This window comes from Marinospirillum sp. (genome assembly GCF_035271045.1).
In the GTDB taxonomy this organism is placed as follows: Bacteria; Pseudomonadota; Gammaproteobacteria; order Pseudomonadales; family Halomonadaceae; genus Marinospirillum.
The window spans coordinates 1-16,406 of record NZ_DATESC010000027.1 but is presented as its reverse complement, the minus strand read 5'-3'; the positions used below and the strand labels follow the sequence as shown (position 1 = coordinate 16,406).

The window sequence follows — 16,406 nt, the reverse complement described above, 5'->3', positions numbered from 1 at the left end:
AAAATTTAACTTGGCAGATTATACGCTGAAGCTCTCGCCACAACCACACTCGTCTTTAACACGCGGGTTATTAAAACGAAAAAAACTGTTTAGACCTTCTGTAACGTAATCAACTTGCATACCGTCCAGCAAGGTAAGGTTTTCTTTGCTGACAATAACTTTTGCGCCGTGTGCTTCAAAAACGGCATCATTGGCTTCAACCGTGTCGGCAAAATCTAGGGCATAAGCATAGCCTGAACAACCACTCGGCTTTACATTGACTCTTAAACCTTCACCTTCGCCACGGTCTTTTAAACAACGGGCAATGTGTTCGGCGGCGGTGGCTGTAATGGATATTGACATATTCATCTCCCAATTATCTGGTTAAATACGACTAACTTTCTAGACGCTCTAGTTTTAGTTTTTTAAACGCTCTAGGGCTTGGTTAACTTGCTGACCGGCAAAATTGGCTTGCGCTAACGTAAGATAACGCCCAAAACTAAAACGAATAGAACTGAGTGCTGTTGCACGGTTTAAACCTAAAGCGACAAGCACATAAGAAGGGTCAATACTGGCAGCGTTGCAGGCCGACCCCGTTGAAACGGCTAAATCTGGCAAAGCCATCATTAACGTTTCTGCTTCTACGTTAGGAAAAGCCAAGTTAACAATGCCTGGCCAGTTAGTTAGATTCGCTGCTGTTTGCACGTATAAATTAGGATTAAGCTGCTGTAAAAAAGCAGCGCAGCATTGGCTAACGTGCTGCTTATCATCGGCTATTTGCGCTGCGGCCATCGCTGCTGCTAAACCGATACCGACTAGCTGATGCGTTGGCAAAGTACCCGAACGCATTCCACGCTCATGCCCGCCACCATGAATAATCGCTTCTAAATGCACCGCTGGTTGACGGCGCACATACAAGGCACCCACACCTTTAGGGCCGTAAAATTTGTGACCACTCAGCGACAACAAATCCACTTTTAGCTGGTTAACATCAATGGGCAATTTACCAGCCGCTTGCGCTGCATCCACATGAAATAGCGCTGAATGGTTTTTTAATAACTCGCCAATTTCAGTCACCGGATTCACCGTGCCAAGCTCGTTATTAACCAGCATTAACGACACCATAAAAGTGTCGGGTGTTAAAGCAGCAGCAACCTGTTCAACCGTTATTTGCCCTTGGGCATTAGGCTGTAAACGTGTAATGGTATAGCCGTCTTTTTCTAACCAATGGCAGGTATCCAATACTGCTTTATGCTCTATGGCTGAAGTAATAATGTGCCTGCCTTTATCGGGATTGGCACGCGCTGCACCAATAATGGCAAGGTTATTGGCTTCTGTTGCGCCTGAAGTCCAAACTATTTCGCGTACATCAGAGCCTATTAAATACGCCACCTGCTGACGGGCTTTTTCAACAGCTTGCTCGGCTTGCCAACCCGCCATATGTGAGCGTGAAGCGGGATTAGCAAAACAACCACCCAAGGTAAGGTACTCAGCCATAAGCTTTGCAACTTCAGGTGCTACCGGCGTAGTAGCGGCGTAATCTAAATAAATTAAGTTATTCATTAAGGTTACACAGCCGCTAGTTGAATTTTATTGCCAACGGTTAAAGCAGCGGACTGTCCAATCGCTTTTTCTGCGCGTTTTTTATTTTCTTTTGTCACCAGCTCAGCCAATGTAATGCTACTTAAAAACTGATGTATTTGGTCAGACAAATCACACCAAAGGTGGTGTGTTAAACATTGACTGCCTTGCAAGCAATCACCTTTACCGCCGCAGCGTGTGGCATCCACCGACTCATTCACCGCATCAATAACCGCAGCAACACAAATGCTTGCAGGATCTCGCGCTAACTGATAACCACCACCAGGACCACGGACGCTACTTACCAACTCACTACGACGCAAGCGAGCAAATAGCTGTTCTAGGTAGGAAAGGGATATTTCTTGGCGGCCGGATATATCCGCCAAAGACACTGGCCCTTCTTGTGCATTAAGCGCCAGGTCTAGCATAGCGGTGACCGCATAGCGGCCTTTAGTGGTCAAACGCATGAAAAAATCTCCCTGACAAAATTAGGTGATTGAATTATGCAAAGACCACGTATTTTAGTCAAGTAATGACTGACTACGCAGGTAATCTTCGTAAGTACCGTGGAAGTCCACAATGCCAGTCGCAGTTAACTCAATAATGCGCGTTGCTAGTGACGACACAAACTCACGGTCATGGCTAACAAACAGCAATGTACCTGGGTAGTTTTCTAGCGCTAGGTTTAACGATTCAATGGATTCCATATCCAAGTGGTTAGTTGGCTCGTCCATGACCATAATGTTGGGGCGTTGCAGCATTAGCTTACCAAACAACATACGGCCTTGTTCACCACCCGATATAACGCCTACTTTTTTGTCGATTTCTTTTTGAGAAAAGAGCAAACGACCTAGCGTGCCGCGAATCACCTGCTCGTCATCACCTTCACGACCACAAGAAGCCATCCAGTCATAAAGTGTTACAGGCTCGGCAAATTCGTGGGCGTGATCCTGAGCGTAATAGCCTATCTCAGCATTTTCAGACCACTTCACCTTGCCTTTTGTGGGTTCTAACTCGCCCATCAAACATTTAAGCAGTGTAGTTTTACCAATACCGTTAGGGCCGATAATGGCCACCCTTTCGCCCACATTCACTTGTAGGTTAAAGTTGCGGAACAGCTCTTGGTCAAAGGATTTAGCCAAGCCTTCCACTTCTAAAGCAATGCGGTGCAGCTTCTTTTCTTGCTCAAAACGAATAAAAGGATTTTGGCGGCTAGAAGGCTTAATTTCATCCAGCTGGATTTTATCAATTTGCTTGGCACGCGAAGTGGCCTGCTTAGATTTAGAAGCGTTAGCAGAAAAGCGGCTAACAAAGGCTTTTAAATCGGCAATTTGTGCTTTTTTCTTAGCGTTATCTGCCTGCATTTGGTCACGTGCCATAGTGGAAGCGGTCATGTATTCATCATAGTTACCGTGATACAAACGCAGCTCACCAAAATCCATATCCGCCATGTGTGTACACACACTGTTTAAAAAGTGACGGTCGTGCGAAATAATAATCATCGTACAATTACGCTGATTCAATACGCCCTCTAACCAACGAATGGTATTAATATCCAAGTTGTTGGTTGGTTCATCTAACAGCAGAATTTCTGGGTCTGAGAACAAGGCTTGCGCCAAAAGAACACGCAATTTAAAACCCGGTGCAATTTCGCTCATCAAACCAAAATGCTGTTCAACAGGAATACCCACACCGATAAGCAATTCACCAGCACGCGATTCAGCGGTATAACCATCCATTTCAGCAAAATCACCTTCTAGCTCACCGGCACGAATGCCATCGGCTTCGGTCATTTCTGGGTTGGAATAGATAGCATCGCGCTCTTGCTTAACCAACCAAAGCTCTTCATGCCCCATAATAACCGTGTCAATCACGCTAAAAGCTTCATAAGCAAATTGGTCTTGGCGCAGTTTACCTAGCCGTTCATTAGGATCTTTAGAAACGTTACCGGCGGAAGGCTCTAAATCGCCACCCAAGATTTTCATAAAAGTGGTTTTACCAGAGCCATTAGCGCCAATAAGACCGTAACGATTTCCGTTACCAAATTTAACAGAAACGTTTTCAAACAGTGGCTTAGCGCCAAACTGCATGGTGATATTTGCAGTGGTTAACAAGGGAATTTACTCAACATTAGATAAAAGAAAAAATAGAAAGGAATTCAGGCGGCGCATTATGCCACAGCGCTGCCTGTTACCAAAACTGACAAGGGTGTTTTATCAATTAAAAGTGCATGACTTGGCTTATCAACGGTCTTTTTTACGACCAATTTCATCCAAGCTACATGGATCACAAACATCACTCTCATCAGGGAAGTTACTGGATTCAATTTTAGGTAGTTGCTCGGCATGAAAGTCGTTATCTAAACGCTTTAATGCTTGGCACATTTTCACCATGCGTTCATCCACCAAATGCATATGATCCAACATACCACGAATCGACTTAGCCACCGGATCAGGCATACCTTCACTAATACCGTAGGCATCAAAACCATAGCGCTTTTGTGCAGCAGCGCGTAACGCTGGATCTACTGGAATATCTTCTTCTGGTTCGTCTGGCTGGCTGCGCAAAACAATGCGCCCCGGAATACCCACCACCGTTGCACCGGCTGGAACGGCTTTATTTACTACCGCATTAGAGCCAATTTTAGCGCCTTTACCCACCGTAAAGGGGCCAAGAATTTTAGCACCAGCACCCACAATTACGCCATCTTCAAGCGTTGGGTGCCGCTTGCCTTTGTTCCAGCTAGTACCGCCTAGGGTAACGCCATGATAAAGCGTAACGTCATTACCAATTTCTGCGGTTTCGCCTATCACTACGCCCATGCCGTGATCAATAAAAAAGCGGCGGCCAATTTTTGCGCCAGGGTGAATTTCTATGCCTGTAAACCAGCGTGCTAAGGTTGAAAGCCAGCGAGCTAGCCATTTAGCGCCTTTATTCCATAACCAGTGGTTACAGCGATGAATAAGCAGTGCGTGTAGGCCTGGGTAGGTGGTTAGCACTTCAAACCAATTGCGGGCGGCTGGGTCACGCTTGAACACGCTTCCAATGTCTTCGCGAACTTGTTTAAACATTAGTTACTCTCTGGGGGTTTGGTTGCAGCATTTTTATTAGCTGCCTGTTGCGTTAAGGTCAAAATACCACGCAGCATATTCATTTCTATTGTATCGGGTCTGGCGCGCATATACAGGCGACGTAAACGGCTCATCAACAACCTGGGGTTATCAGGATTATGGAAGTTAATATCAATTAAGGTTCGTTCTAAATGATTAAAAAAATGCTCTAGTGTTTCGCCATTTGCAAAAGGCGTATCCCACTCGGTACCAAAAGGCAGGGTTTTGCTGGGTGTTTGCTTTTCTTCAGCGGCCAGCACCGCCATACGTAATTCATAGGTTAGCACCTGCACTGCAGCAGCAAGGTTTAAAGAACTAAAATCTGGATTGCAGGGAATGTGTACGTGAAGGTGGCAAAGGTGCAGCTCTTCGTTGCTTAAACCACGGTCTTCACGTCCAAATACTAAGGCGATGCGGTGCTCTGAATGGGTTAACTCTTGTTCTAAACGCTCGGCTAGCTGGCGCGGATTAAGTAACGGCCAAGGTAAGTGGCGTGAACGGGCGCTACTGCCAGCCACCAAGGTGCAATCAGCTACGGCATCTTCTAAACAGTCGTAAATTTTAGCATTATCTAAAATATCGGTAGCACCCACACTGCGCAATACTGCTTCATGGTGAGGGAACTGTGCACGAGGTGCGACTAAACAAAGTTCGGCCAGCCCCATGTTTTTCATGGCACGCGCAACGCCACCAATGTTGCCCGGATGAGACGTACCAACTAATACAATTTTAATGGCTTTAAGCATAATTTTTCTCTAAAAATAAATATCGCTTGGAAAATAAGTATCGCGCCGCTTGTTATTACGCGAAAAGTGCTTATCATACTCCCCCCAAACGTTCCTTAACAATTATGACCGGTGAAGTATGCACCCGACAATTCAATTGGCCCTACGCGCAGTGCGTAGCGTCAGCGAACACTATGAGTATGTTGCCGAGCGCTTAGACATTGCTCGTGTAGATAATGCCGTTGCTGAATTACTTGACACCTGTGGACGGCGTGTAGAACAAGCGTTAGAACGCCAGCTGGTTAGGGCACACCCTGATGCTTCATTTAACGGTCGTAATATTCAGCTTAAAGGCAGTGGCGATATGACTTGGGCAGTGAATCCGCTGCTGGGTTATGACAATCTTAGCCGCGCCTACCCTGCTTATGGCATTTCGGTTGCCATCTACCTTAAAGACAAGCTAGAACACGTCATTATTTTCAATCCAGCGACCGAGCAAGAATTCATTGCTAGTCGCGGCCGTGGCGCAACGGTTAACGGCCGTCGTATTCGGGTTACTTCTGGCTGGAAAGCAGAAAAAGCAACGCTTGCCTTCCCATTACCGCCAATGAATATGCGTGAACAGCTGATGGGTGTTTACACCAGTTTAATGCCTAATCTGGGCGTGCAAAATATTGTTGCCAGTGGTTGTGTTACCTTAGATATTTGCGCCATTGCTGCGGGTCAGCTAGATGCAGGTATCTTCTTAGGTGCAAATGAAACTGAACTTGCACCCGCCTTGTTAATTCTAAAAGAAGCCGGTGGTTTATACGGTGATTTAACCGGCGCACTCGCTTTAGACAGAGAAGGTCGCTTACTGGTTACTAATCCAAAAGCATTCCGTCAGCTTGTTGGTCAGTTAAAGCCACACCTTATTTAAAATTTTTGAAAAAAGCTTAGCTTAACTATGAAAACCCACCCATTCTAGGATTGGTGGGTTTTTTAATTAAAATGACTTATAACTGTAATAAAATACACCTTAGCCTCTAACTCTGAGTGCAACACCCAAGGCAAAAATGTGGTATTATTGCTTTCTACCTAGGAACCCAAAAGGTTAATGATAAAAAGGAAACCGTCAATGTCTTTAAAGAAAAAATTTATTATCGTCGGGCTATTAGTGTTGCTATCAATGGTTAGCATCTTAGCTATTAATCAATACACCCTTAAAAAAATCCAACAATTCAATAATGTTAGCCTAAATGCCAGTCTCTTAGAGACAGATATGCTTATGCTACGCCGCAATGAAAAAGACTTTCTAGCCCGTAATGAATTGCAAGACCAAAATAATTTTGAACAAAACTATACTCACTTGCAGCAACGTATAGGAATTTTAAGTAAAGCAGTCCTAGATGCTGGCCTAGATAATATGTTAGTTAACCAAACCGGCCAAGCCATTAGCAACTACCATGATAGTTTTATGGAACTAGTGGTTTTGCAACAAACCATTGGCCTAAACCCAACCAGTGGATTATACGGCGCACTGCGTGATGCCGTTAATCAAGCAGAATTTGAAATTGCTACATTAAATGACCCAGTTTTACGGGCTGATATGCTACAACTTAGGCGTAGTGAAAAAGATTTTATGCTACGCCTTGATTTAAAACACCTTGATGCCTTTAATCAAGAAGCAGATAGCTTCTTGCAGTTTCTAAACAACAGCAATCACTCTTTAACAAAAAAACAAACTATAAAAACACTCATTAAAGAATACGGCCAATCCTTTAATGCCCTAGTGGAAGCAAGTAACCAGAAAGGTCTTAATAGTACACAAGGGCTTTTAGGTGCAATGCGTTCTTCTGTCCATCAATCAGAAACTTTACTTGCTGAACTTACTGGTTTGCTTGATAAAACAGTTAAAGAAGAAGTAGGCAGCATTGATACCTTTACATTTATTAGTAACGCTATTGGCCTCTTTTTAACCGCCTTAGTTTTATTGCTTTTATTCTGGTTAGCACAGCAGATACTAAAACCCGTTGAAGCGCTTGTTAACACCATGACTCAAGCTGCTAATAAGCAAGATCTTACTTTGCGTATGATGATTACAAAGCAAGATGAAGTGGGTGCTGTTGGACACGCTTTTAATTCTATGCTGAACCAATTCCAACAAATTCTTAAACAAGTTAGCGGAGCAGCCACACAAATTGCTTCCTCTACTGAAGAACTGAGTGCAATTACGCTACAAACCAATAAAGGTGTACATGAGCAAGAAATGCAGACCGGTCAACTTGCTGTTGCGATGAATGAGATGGTGGCAACAGTTCAAGAAGTAGCCAGACACGCAGCCGCAGCTGCTGAAGCAGCCAACACTGCCAATGACACTTGCCATAGCGGCCAACAAGTGATTCAAAATTCCGCAGAATCCATCAATACACTACTAGAAAGCATTCAACATGCGGCAGAAGGCATCCAGCGTTTAGAAGAAGATAGTGAACGCATTGGCTCTGTACTTGATGTTATTCGTGGTATTGCAGAACAAACTAACCTGCTGGCATTAAATGCGGCCATTGAAGCTGCACGAGCAGGCGAGCATGGGCGTGGTTTTGCTGTTGTTGCAGATGAAGTAAGAACTCTGGCAGGACTCACTCAAAACTCGACTCAAGAAGTTCAAGAAAGCATAGAATCGCTACAAATGCGTTCAAAAGAAGCCGTTGAGCTGATGAGTAAAAGTCAGCAACAAGCACAAATCAGCGCCGATCAAACACGTTCTGCGGGTAAAGCTTTCGCTGCAATCGTTAAAGATGTAGTACAAATTAATGATATGAACGTACAAATTGCCAGTGCAGCCGAAGAGCAAAGCGCTGTATCAGAAGAAATTAATCAAAATGTCACTGTCATTAGCGAAATTGCCGAACACTCAGCTAAAGGCGCAACTCAAACAGCTCAATCAAGTAGTGCGTTGGCTAACCTTGCTGTAGACCTACAAGCTTCTGCCGTTAAGTTTACAGTTTAAATCTAAAATCTAAATATTCACCAAAAAGCCTTCACTAGTTTAATAGTTTAGTGAAGGATTTTAGGCTTTAGCACTGTTGCCTAAGCCCGCACGAGTTAAGCGGCACACTTTTTAACTTTACATTATTTATAAAAACAAGCCTTTTTTTACACAAAACCTTATTGAATTTAATAACTATTCAACACTAACCCTAACAAGCATTATTCCATGCCGCCTGCTTAGGTTGGCTTATAAGCTGCTTATTTCAACTTGGATTTGGTTGCTATAAAGCTTCAGGAGTTGTTCCTTTTTTATAGAGCATCTAAACTTACAGTTTTTAAATCCGCATACAGGCTTTCAATATTGCGCCAGCTAATACGGAACTGATTACGCTTTTTAGACTTCCACTTACCTGCTACTAACTTCCTATTTACGCCCGGGTCGTAATAAATAGTGCTTAAATATAATGCTTTCAAAAACAATTGAAGATTTGTGCCCTTACCCAACACAACCTTTGGTCCATACTGATATTTTGGTGGCGTTTCTCTTATTGCAGTGTAAGAAACAAAACAGGTATTTGTGTGCTTCTTTTTCCAATGAAAAATTAATTTTTCGAACTTCCATCCAGCAACTAACACACCCTTAGCATCTCGCAACATTAAGCCACCATCAGGCTCAAGTATTTCACCACTCTGTGGGTCATAACCTTCAAAACGCATAGTTAACGAAGTTTTCTTATTCAGTTCATTTACGTTATGACGGCTAGCAAAATCCATACGTTCTGGTTCTATGCGTGTGCCATAGGCTCTTAGAAATGTTTCAAGATCATCAAGGTAAGTACCTATATTAGGCTCTGGTGTCATAAGCGTAACCGCACCACTAGAATGACTTTTTAACTCCCAATCCATAAAATCAGGATCTGAAGATCCATTGGGTGTAATCCCAAACTGTGCCTCTAACGTATAGCCTGCACCATTCTGTGCTTTATAAGCTATTAGCTCTCCCTCAGAGTTAAGGCGGCACGATTCTATAAAACCCTGAAGATAAATTTCTTTTAATTTTTGTAAGAGCTTTTCTTCGCTGGAAACTTTACTTAAGGTGTATTCATAAAAAACTGAGGCCACTAAACGAACATCATCACCTTCAATAATTGCCTTAATTTCATCATGTAAAGCACCATCCCAACCGCTACAGTGCGCCCAAACAGTTTCATCATTCACACCAAGAACTAAGTAGCGCTTCGCATCCTGACGTGCAGCTCGTTCTTCTGCTGTAGGTGGTTGCATAAGATGTCTAGGGGCAATCGCTTTCTCTTTACTACAACCACTAAGAAAACCTGAGAGCCTTGTTTCTGGGTATTTAGGGTAGAGAATAATCTGGGTATTGGGCGCTAGGTCCGTTTGGCCTTCGAGATTAATCCATCGAAAATCAACAGAAGCTTTAAAAATTGCACCTTTCTTAGTAATGCCTGCTGAATAAACATCACCTGAAGGAAGGGCACGAATAACTTCAAAGTCAGAACCCAAATAAATTTGCTGTTTAGAATTATCGTTATTTGCTAAAGGCTTAATAAAGACCCGCTTTACACCTAAAACCTTCATTTTATCGACAAGTGATTGAAATTCGCTCATCTAACCTCCTTGTACCATTGTTTTATTATTAGCAGCATACCAATCGCTCCTAACTATGAACACTTTTCAACTTGCTTTGCATAAGCAAGCCCCTACACTAAGCTGTATATAACCCCAGCCTCATTGCTAAAAAAGAACGATTGTGTGATTATGCATCACTCAAAATACCCAGAGGAAAAGAACAATGAACCAGCTTGAGTTAGATTGCTTACAAAATACGCTTGATGACACAACTGATTTTAAAGTTCTTTCAAAGCTCTTAGAGATTTACGACCAAAAATTCTTAGCTGACTACCTTAACAAGCTACCTAACAATAACTGGACGCGTGAGACAATTAACCGCTGGGTTAAAGGAAAAGCTTCACCCAAGCTAAGCAAAATTGAATATGATCATCTAACGGTATTACTGCCTAAGCCTTTAGTAACACCTGAAAACTACGATTTTAAGTTTATTGATCTATTCGCAGGAATCGGTGGTATCCGCAAAGGGTTTGAAGAACAAGGTGGTTTATGTGTGTTTACTAGCGAATGGAATAAATTTGCAACACGTACTTATAAAGCCAACTTTGCCTGTGATAATTCTTTTCATACCTTCAATGAAGATATACGCGATGTAACCTTGAGTACAGATACATCAATAACTGAGCAAGAAGCTTACGATCATATTAATCAAAATATTGCAGACCATGATTTACTACTAGCAGGCTTTCCATGCCAGCCATTTTCACTTGCAGGTGTATCTAAGAAAAACTCATTAGGTGTTAAGCATGGTTTCGAGTGCGATACCCAAGGAACGCTTTTTTTTGATGTGGCACGAATTATTGCTGCAAAACATCCTGCTGCTTTTGTGCTTGAAAATGTTAAAAATTTAAAGAGCCATGACAGAGGTAAAACTTTTAAAACCATCATGAAAACGCTTGATGAGTTAGGCTACTGGGTTTCTGATTCCGAATACACTGACACTAAAGATCCCAAAGTTATTAACGGCTCTAACTGGGTACCACAAAATAGAGAGCGCATTATCTTAGTCGGCTTCCGTAAAGACTTAAACATACACCAAGGTTTTACCCTTAAAGATTTACCACTCCCTGATAGCACACCAACGCTTGGCGATATCTTAGAAGCTGAAGTTGATGATAAATACATCCTGACACCCAAGCTTTGGGAATACCTTTTCAACTACGCTATTAAACATAGAGAAAAAGGCAATGGTTTCGGTTTTGGTTTGGTCGGCCCTAATGATAGAGCCAGAACCCTATCAGCCCGTTATTACAAAGATGGTTCAGAAATTCTAATCGATCGTGGCTGGGATTTTAATAAACCCATTACCGACCCAGAGAACTTACTCAATCGCCCACGCCGTTTAACGCCACTCGAATGCGCACGACTCATGGGTTTTAACACCCCAACGGGTAACGAGTTCAAAATACCTGTTTCTGATACCCAGGCATACAAGCAGTTTGGCAACTCTGTTGTTGCACCCTTATTTGCTGCAATAGCTAAACAAATGAAGCCCTACATTATGAAAGTTAGGGCTTTAGAAGAGAGCAAAAAAGTAGCTTAAAAAAAGATCTTAGTTTTAATATTTATTGTTAGCCTTTTTTAAACTGCGCTCTAATTTCTGCCAACAATCCTTTAACCGGCCCTGCAGTTTTATGTTCTAATTCACTATTGCCACATTTAGGGCAGTTGCTAACAAAACCCTGCCCTGGTAATAAAACATCACTAGCTGGGGCGAAGGTTTTGCTCCAGCTGCATTGGGTGCATTTAAGTTCATAAGGCTGGGGTTTTATCATGGTTAGTTTTCCTTGTTGCTAGCTACAAATTAAGCGACTAAAAAGCGTTTAGTCTTAGTTTTGTTACACAGCTACTTTACCCGCACCCTGCGTCAATTGGTGTCGCCTCATTGGATTGTTTTGCTAATCCGTTGTTTTTTTGATTTTAAACAAGAATCTCACATTGCAATTGCGTATAGTTATCATTTAGACTGTGCTGCAAATGGGTAAAATACTTATCTCCAAGAAGACATTAATAAGGATTATCTTATGCGTAAAAACCTCTTTGCTCCCCTTGCTTTAGTAACCAGCCTGCTAGTAGCTCCTGTTGTATCTGCCGCCTCCCTAACGCTTTATTCTGGCCGTGGTGAATCCATGGTTGAACCCATTCTTAAAGAGTTTGAAAAAGAAACTGGCATTGAAGTGAATGTTCGCTATGGTGCTACTGCCCAGTTAGCGGTTCTTCTACAAGAAGAAGGTAAGCGCAGCCCTGCGGATGTATTCTGGGGGCAAGATGCGGGTGCTATGGGTGCGGTTAGCCAAGCAGGTTTACTAGCTAAACTGCCTAGCAATATTTATGACAAGCTACCGGGCATTTATAAAAGCGTAACGGGTAACTGGATTGCTACCAGTGGTCGTGCACGTTTGTTTGTTTATTCTTCAGAGCGTGCACCCAGTGCAGAACACCCTAAAAGTATCTTTGATATTACCGACTCACGCTTTAAAGGCCGTGTAGGTTGGGCGCCAACTAACGGTTCTTTCCAATCTTTTATTACTGCAATGCGTGTTGAACACGGTGAAGAACGCACCCTTGAATGGCTCAATGCTATGAAAGCTAATGGTGCTAAAACCTACCGCAACAACGGTACGCAGTTAGAAGGTATTGCCGATGGTGAAATTGATTACGGCCTAGTGAATAACTACTACCTACCCCGCTTTACGAAAGTGGATGCTAAGTTTCCGGTTAAGCAAGATTTCTTTAAAGAAGGCGATATCGGAAACCTAATGAACGTTGCCGGTGCGGGTGTGCTTAAATCAAGCAAGAACCAAAAGAATGCGGTTGAGTTATTACGCTTCTTAACCTCTAAACATGCACAAGAATACTTTGCTTTAGAAGTGAATGAATACCCAGTTATTCCTGAGGTTTCTCACAGCAGCGATGGCACTAGCTATGAAAAAGCGCTAAAAGCTAGCCCAAGTATTGACCTAGACAAGTTAAACGACTTAGAAGGTACGTTAGCGCTACTAAGACGTGCCGGCCTTATCTAAGTTTAGACTTTTCTACTGCGGGCTAGCTTACTGCTAGCTCGTATTCTAATCGGATTACCCAAGATGAATAATAAACTTGCCAGCCTAGGTGGTGTGTTTGCTGCACTGCTATTTTCTGGGCTACTTCAGGCACAGGCACAAGCTACGAGTGCTTCTAAACAAGACACCCCTGCCCGACAAGTTGAAGCGTCTACTCAACAGATGGCGGTGGAGATCCAACAAAAAATTGAACAGTTGGATGCCCAGCGCCAAGCTGATTTTCAAGAGTGGCGACAAGTAAGACGTGAACTGCTGTTATTAGAAGCTTATAACGAGCGTCAGTCACAATGGAATCAACGCCTGCAAGATCAAATTACTAGCCTAGAAGAACAGCTAGCCAGCCTAGATACCACCCGTGAAGCCTTGGAACCTTTGCTACAACAAATGGCTGAACGCTTGGGTGAGTTTATTCAACACGACCTACCTTTTAAGCAAGATCAACGTTTATTTAAAGTGAAGTCTTTAAACAACCTGCTCGCCAGAGTCGATGTCAGTCATGCTGAAAAATTACGTCAACTGTTAACCGCTTATCGTAATGAAGTTGAACAAGGCCGTTCTTTAGAAGTCAGCCAAGAGTTTTTACAGCTAGGTGATGCCAAGGAAAAACAACGCTTAACCTTGCTGCGCGTGGGTCGTATTGGGCTTTATTATTTATCGGAAGACGAACAAAAAGCAGGCTACTGGTCAGCACAGAAAAACACTTGGCTAGCCTTGAATTCTAGTGAACGCCAACAAGTTATCCGTGGCCTAGCCCTAGCTGAAGAAAGAGGCTTGCCAGAATTTTTATCCTTACCACTTTCTGTACCTTTACGCACGGCAACCTCTACTCGCTTGGAGGTTAACTAATGAAAAACTTATCTTTATTAACAACTCTTCTGTTAGCTTTTTTATTGGCTAATAGCAGTTACTCCCAAAACTTACCTGAAGATTATTGGCAAGAGTTACTCAAGCAAACTCAGCATAAAAGTGTTGAACGTAAACTAGCCGAAGAAGCGCGTTTACAGCTCAATAGCCAAGAAACTCAAGCCCAGGCAAAAGCCCTTGCAGAAACCAAACAAGCTTTAAAACTGGCAGAACAACGCCGTACTCAGTTAGAAAATGAACAAGAGCAATTAGAAGCGCAGCTGCAAGAAACCCAGCAGCGTTTACAAATTCGTTCCACCGCCTTAGGTGAAGTGTTTGCTGTTTACCGTGAAGAAAAATCGAACCTATTTGGCTTGTTAAGCAATGCCCGTTACAGCCAGCAATACCCAGAATTATTAGCTTTTGCTAAACCCAACCCCAGTGAAGACCGCCTTCCTTTAATTGAAGATTTTTATCAGCTTTGGCAGGCGTTACAGCAAAGCTGGTTAGCCACAGGGCAGGTAACTAACTACACAGCACCTTGGGTAAACCTTACTGGGCAAGTTGAAGATTCACAGCTAACTCGTTTGGGTGATTTGCAGCTAATGAATGCCCAAGGTGTGCTGCGTTTAGACGATCAAGCGCTGCCTTCTTTATGGTTAAGGCAACCCACCAGCCTAATTAAAACCAACCAAGCATTTATTGCTGACCAAAGTGAGCTTGTGACCCTAGACCCAGCCCGTGGGTTAACGCTAGAACTGCATAGCCGTCAGCCTTCTTTACTGGAACGTGTTAAACAGGGTGGCTTTGTGGGTTATTTAATTATTATTCTTGGCTTGGCTGGTTTATTAGTCGCCCTTGTTCAATCCATTCGTTTATGGCTAGAACAGCAGCGTGTTGTTAAACAGTTGGCTAAACCACAAGACTTAAAAAACCAGAATGCTTTAGGTCGAATTTTGTCGGGTATGAATAGTGCTAGCCAGCAACAAGAAAATACCGCACCAGAAGCCTTAGAAGCTAATCTAGATGAGTTATTAATAAGAGAATCCGCAGCACTAGAAAAAGGTTTAGCACTGGTAAAACTACTTGCAGCCATGGCTCCACTGTTAGGTTTGCTTGGCACAGTAACCGGCATGATAGCTACCTTCCAAGCCATTACTTTATTTGGAACGGGCGACCCAGCCATGATGGCTTCGGGTATTTCGCAAGCCCTAGTGACTACCGTATTAGGTTTGTTAACCGCTGTACCTTTGCTTTTAGCTCACTTATTGCTGCAAGGTCGTTCACGCAAATTGGCAAGAATTTTAGAAGCCGAAAGCTCTGCTTGGTTAGCTAAGCTACTTAACCAAGCGCCAGCAGCCAGCAAGGAAGCTAAGGCATGACAGGGTTATTAACCCTAATGCAGCAGGGCGGCCTAATTATGTGGCTGCTGTTTATTGTGGCGTTGCTGCAAATTTATTTATTTCTGCAACGCTGGCTAACCTGGCCTAGCCTAAACTGGTTGCCAACCGCCAGCAGCCAAAGACCCCAGCTACAAAGACGTGCCGAACACTTATTGGCTTTAAACCAGTTAGAAAAAGGTTTACCGCTACTTAAAGCCTTGGTGGTGATAACACCCCTCTTAGGTTTAACCGGCACAGTTACCGGCATGATGTTGGTTTTTGATGGTTTAAGTTTAGGTGGAGCTGCCGACCCACGCCGCTTATCTTCAGGAATAGCCCGTGCCATTTTGCCAACCTTTGCAAGCATGGCAGTGGTTTTGTTGGGGATGTTTTTTCTTAGCTTTTGGCAACGTAGGGCACGCAAAACCCTTCAGGGTCATTAAAATTCAAGCGTGTTATTAAATGCTTTTTGGAGTCTAGTTGTGCGTAGAAGCAGCTTATTAAATCAAGAGCAGGACGATACCGAAGTTAACCTAACACCCATGTTGGATGTGGTATTTATTTTGCTCATCTTTTTTATTGTTACCACCAGTTTTGTGCGTGAAAGTGGTATCGAAGTCGATCCACCCCAAGCCTCTACTGCTGAAGTGCAATCCCAAGCCAGTATTCTAGTTGCCATTACTAGCGAAGGGGATGTGTGGGTCGACAGACAACCACTGGCTTTAAGCGCTCTTGGCCCTGTGGTAGCTCGTCTACAAGCAGAAAGGCCACAATCGAGCGTGGTTATTCAAGCCGATAAAGCCTCTCGTTCGGGCCGTTTGGTAGAAGTCATGGACAAGCTACGCCAAGCGGGTGTGGATAAAATAGCTTTGGCAGCACAGCAACCATAAAGTGAGTCTCTTATGTTATCGCCACGCCTAATGCCCCTTATCTTATTTCCACTAGCACTGGCTTTATCGCTAGGCTTGTTTGCTGGTTTAGGTTGGATTATTCAAGGCCCTAGCGGCAGTTTAAGTGAAAAAACACCACGCCTCGCTTTAAACTGGGTACAAGTCGCTGGTAATACAGAAGTAGAAACACTTAAACCACCCCCACCGCCACCCC

17 protein-coding genes are annotated in these 16,406 nt (G+C 43.3%); 9 read left to right on the top strand and 8 right to left on the bottom strand.

The annotated features are described in order from the left end of the window. Positions 1 to 18: 18 nt before the first annotated feature. From VJY63_RS10145 to VJY63_RS10120, 6 genes are all read right to left on the bottom strand, one after another. Entirely contained in the window at positions 19 to 342 is a 324-nt protein-coding gene (locus VJY63_RS10145) for an iron-sulfur cluster assembly accessory protein (protein ID WP_324050520.1), read from the bottom strand. Positions 343 to 396: 54 nt separating this feature from the next. Then, on the bottom strand, positions 397 to 1,542 hold the full coding sequence (locus VJY63_RS10140; protein ID WP_324050518.1) for an aminotransferase class V-fold PLP-dependent enzyme: 1,146 nt from the start codon (positions 1,540 to 1,542) through the stop codon (positions 397 to 399). 5 nt (positions 1,543 to 1,547) lie between these two features. After that, on the bottom strand, positions 1,548 to 2,027 hold the full coding sequence (gene iscR, locus VJY63_RS10135) for a Fe-S cluster assembly transcriptional regulator IscR (protein WP_324050516.1): 480 nt from the start codon (positions 2,025 to 2,027) through the stop codon (positions 1,548 to 1,550). 54 nt (positions 2,028 to 2,081) lie between these two features. Continuing rightward, entirely contained in the window at positions 2,082 to 3,674 is a 1,593-nt protein-coding gene (locus tag VJY63_RS10130) for an ABC-F family ATPase (protein ID WP_324050514.1), read from the bottom strand. A 129-nt stretch (positions 3,675 to 3,803) separates the two neighbouring features. Continuing rightward, the gene (gene cysE, locus VJY63_RS10125; protein WP_324050512.1) at positions 3,804 to 4,631 is read right to left on the bottom strand and encodes a serine O-acetyltransferase; all 828 of its coding nucleotides are present in this window, start codon (positions 4,629 to 4,631) and stop codon (positions 3,804 to 3,806) included. Then, a complete protein-coding gene (locus VJY63_RS10120; RefSeq protein ID WP_324050510.1) occupies positions 4,631 to 5,416 on the bottom strand; it encodes an RNA methyltransferase in 786 nt (261 codons plus the stop codon). The genes cysE and VJY63_RS10120 overlap by 1 nt, the downstream gene beginning before the upstream one ends. A 118-nt stretch (positions 5,417 to 5,534) precedes the next feature. Between VJY63_RS10120 and VJY63_RS10115 the strand changes: the two genes are divergently transcribed. Next, positions 5,535 to 6,314, top strand: coding sequence for an inositol monophosphatase family protein (locus tag VJY63_RS10115; RefSeq protein WP_324050508.1), 780 nt, complete (start codon positions 5,535 to 5,537; stop codon positions 6,312 to 6,314). Between the two features lie 198 nt (positions 6,315 to 6,512). Next, positions 6,513 to 8,384 carry a methyl-accepting chemotaxis protein gene (locus tag VJY63_RS10110; protein WP_324050506.1) on the top strand — a complete coding sequence of 624 codons (1,872 nt, stop codon included), beginning with the start codon at positions 6,513 to 6,515 and terminating at the stop codon, positions 8,382 to 8,384. A 290-nt stretch (positions 8,385 to 8,674) separates the two neighbouring features. Here the strand turns inward: VJY63_RS10110 and VJY63_RS10105 are convergent, their stop codons facing one another. Then, a complete protein-coding gene (locus VJY63_RS10105) occupies positions 8,675 to 9,994 on the bottom strand; it encodes an MvaI/BcnI family restriction endonuclease (RefSeq protein ID WP_324050504.1) in 1,320 nt (439 codons plus the stop codon). Between the two features lie 184 nt (positions 9,995 to 10,178). On the opposite strand from VJY63_RS10105, the gene dcm reads away from it, so the two are divergent. Beyond that, positions 10,179 to 11,558, top strand: coding sequence for a DNA (cytosine-5-)-methyltransferase (gene dcm, locus VJY63_RS10100; protein ID WP_324050502.1), 1,380 nt, complete (start codon positions 10,179 to 10,181; stop codon positions 11,556 to 11,558). A gap of 28 nt (positions 11,559 to 11,586) precedes the next feature. Here the strand turns inward: dcm and VJY63_RS10095 are convergent, their stop codons facing one another. Next, positions 11,587 to 11,790 (bottom strand): hypothetical protein, encoded by a 204-nt coding sequence (locus tag VJY63_RS10095; protein WP_324050500.1) that lies wholly within the window; start codon positions 11,788 to 11,790, stop codon positions 11,587 to 11,589. Between the two features lie 249 nt (positions 11,791 to 12,039). On the opposite strand from VJY63_RS10095, the gene VJY63_RS10090 reads away from it, so the two are divergent. The 6 genes from VJY63_RS10090 to VJY63_RS10065 form a co-directional block, all read left to right on the top strand. Beyond that, a complete protein-coding gene (locus VJY63_RS10090) occupies positions 12,040 to 13,038 on the top strand; it encodes an iron ABC transporter substrate-binding protein (protein WP_324050499.1) in 999 nt (332 codons plus the stop codon). 63 nt (positions 13,039 to 13,101) lie between these two features. Beyond that, positions 13,102 to 13,923 (top strand): DUF3450 domain-containing protein, encoded by an 822-nt coding sequence (locus VJY63_RS10085; RefSeq protein WP_324050497.1) that lies wholly within the window; start codon positions 13,102 to 13,104, stop codon positions 13,921 to 13,923. Beyond that, positions 13,923 to 15,302: a MotA/TolQ/ExbB proton channel family protein gene (locus VJY63_RS10080; RefSeq protein ID WP_324050495.1), complete on the top strand. Its 1,380-nt coding sequence runs from the start codon at positions 13,923 to 13,925 to the stop codon at positions 15,300 to 15,302. The genes VJY63_RS10085 and VJY63_RS10080 overlap by 1 nt, the downstream gene beginning before the upstream one ends. Then, on the top strand, positions 15,299 to 15,745 hold the full coding sequence (locus tag VJY63_RS10075; RefSeq protein ID WP_324050493.1) for a MotA/TolQ/ExbB proton channel family protein: 447 nt from the start codon (positions 15,299 to 15,301) through the stop codon (positions 15,743 to 15,745). The genes VJY63_RS10080 and VJY63_RS10075 overlap by 4 nt, the downstream gene beginning before the upstream one ends. Positions 15,746 to 15,784: 39 nt before the next feature. After that, positions 15,785 to 16,192, top strand: a complete 408-nt coding sequence (locus VJY63_RS10070) for a biopolymer transporter ExbD (RefSeq protein ID WP_324050492.1) — start codon at positions 15,785 to 15,787, stop codon at positions 16,190 to 16,192. A gap of 12 nt (positions 16,193 to 16,204) precedes the next feature. After that, a partial coding sequence (locus tag VJY63_RS10065; protein ID WP_324050490.1) for a hypothetical protein occupies positions 16,205 to 16,406 on the top strand: 202 nt, incomplete at its 3' end.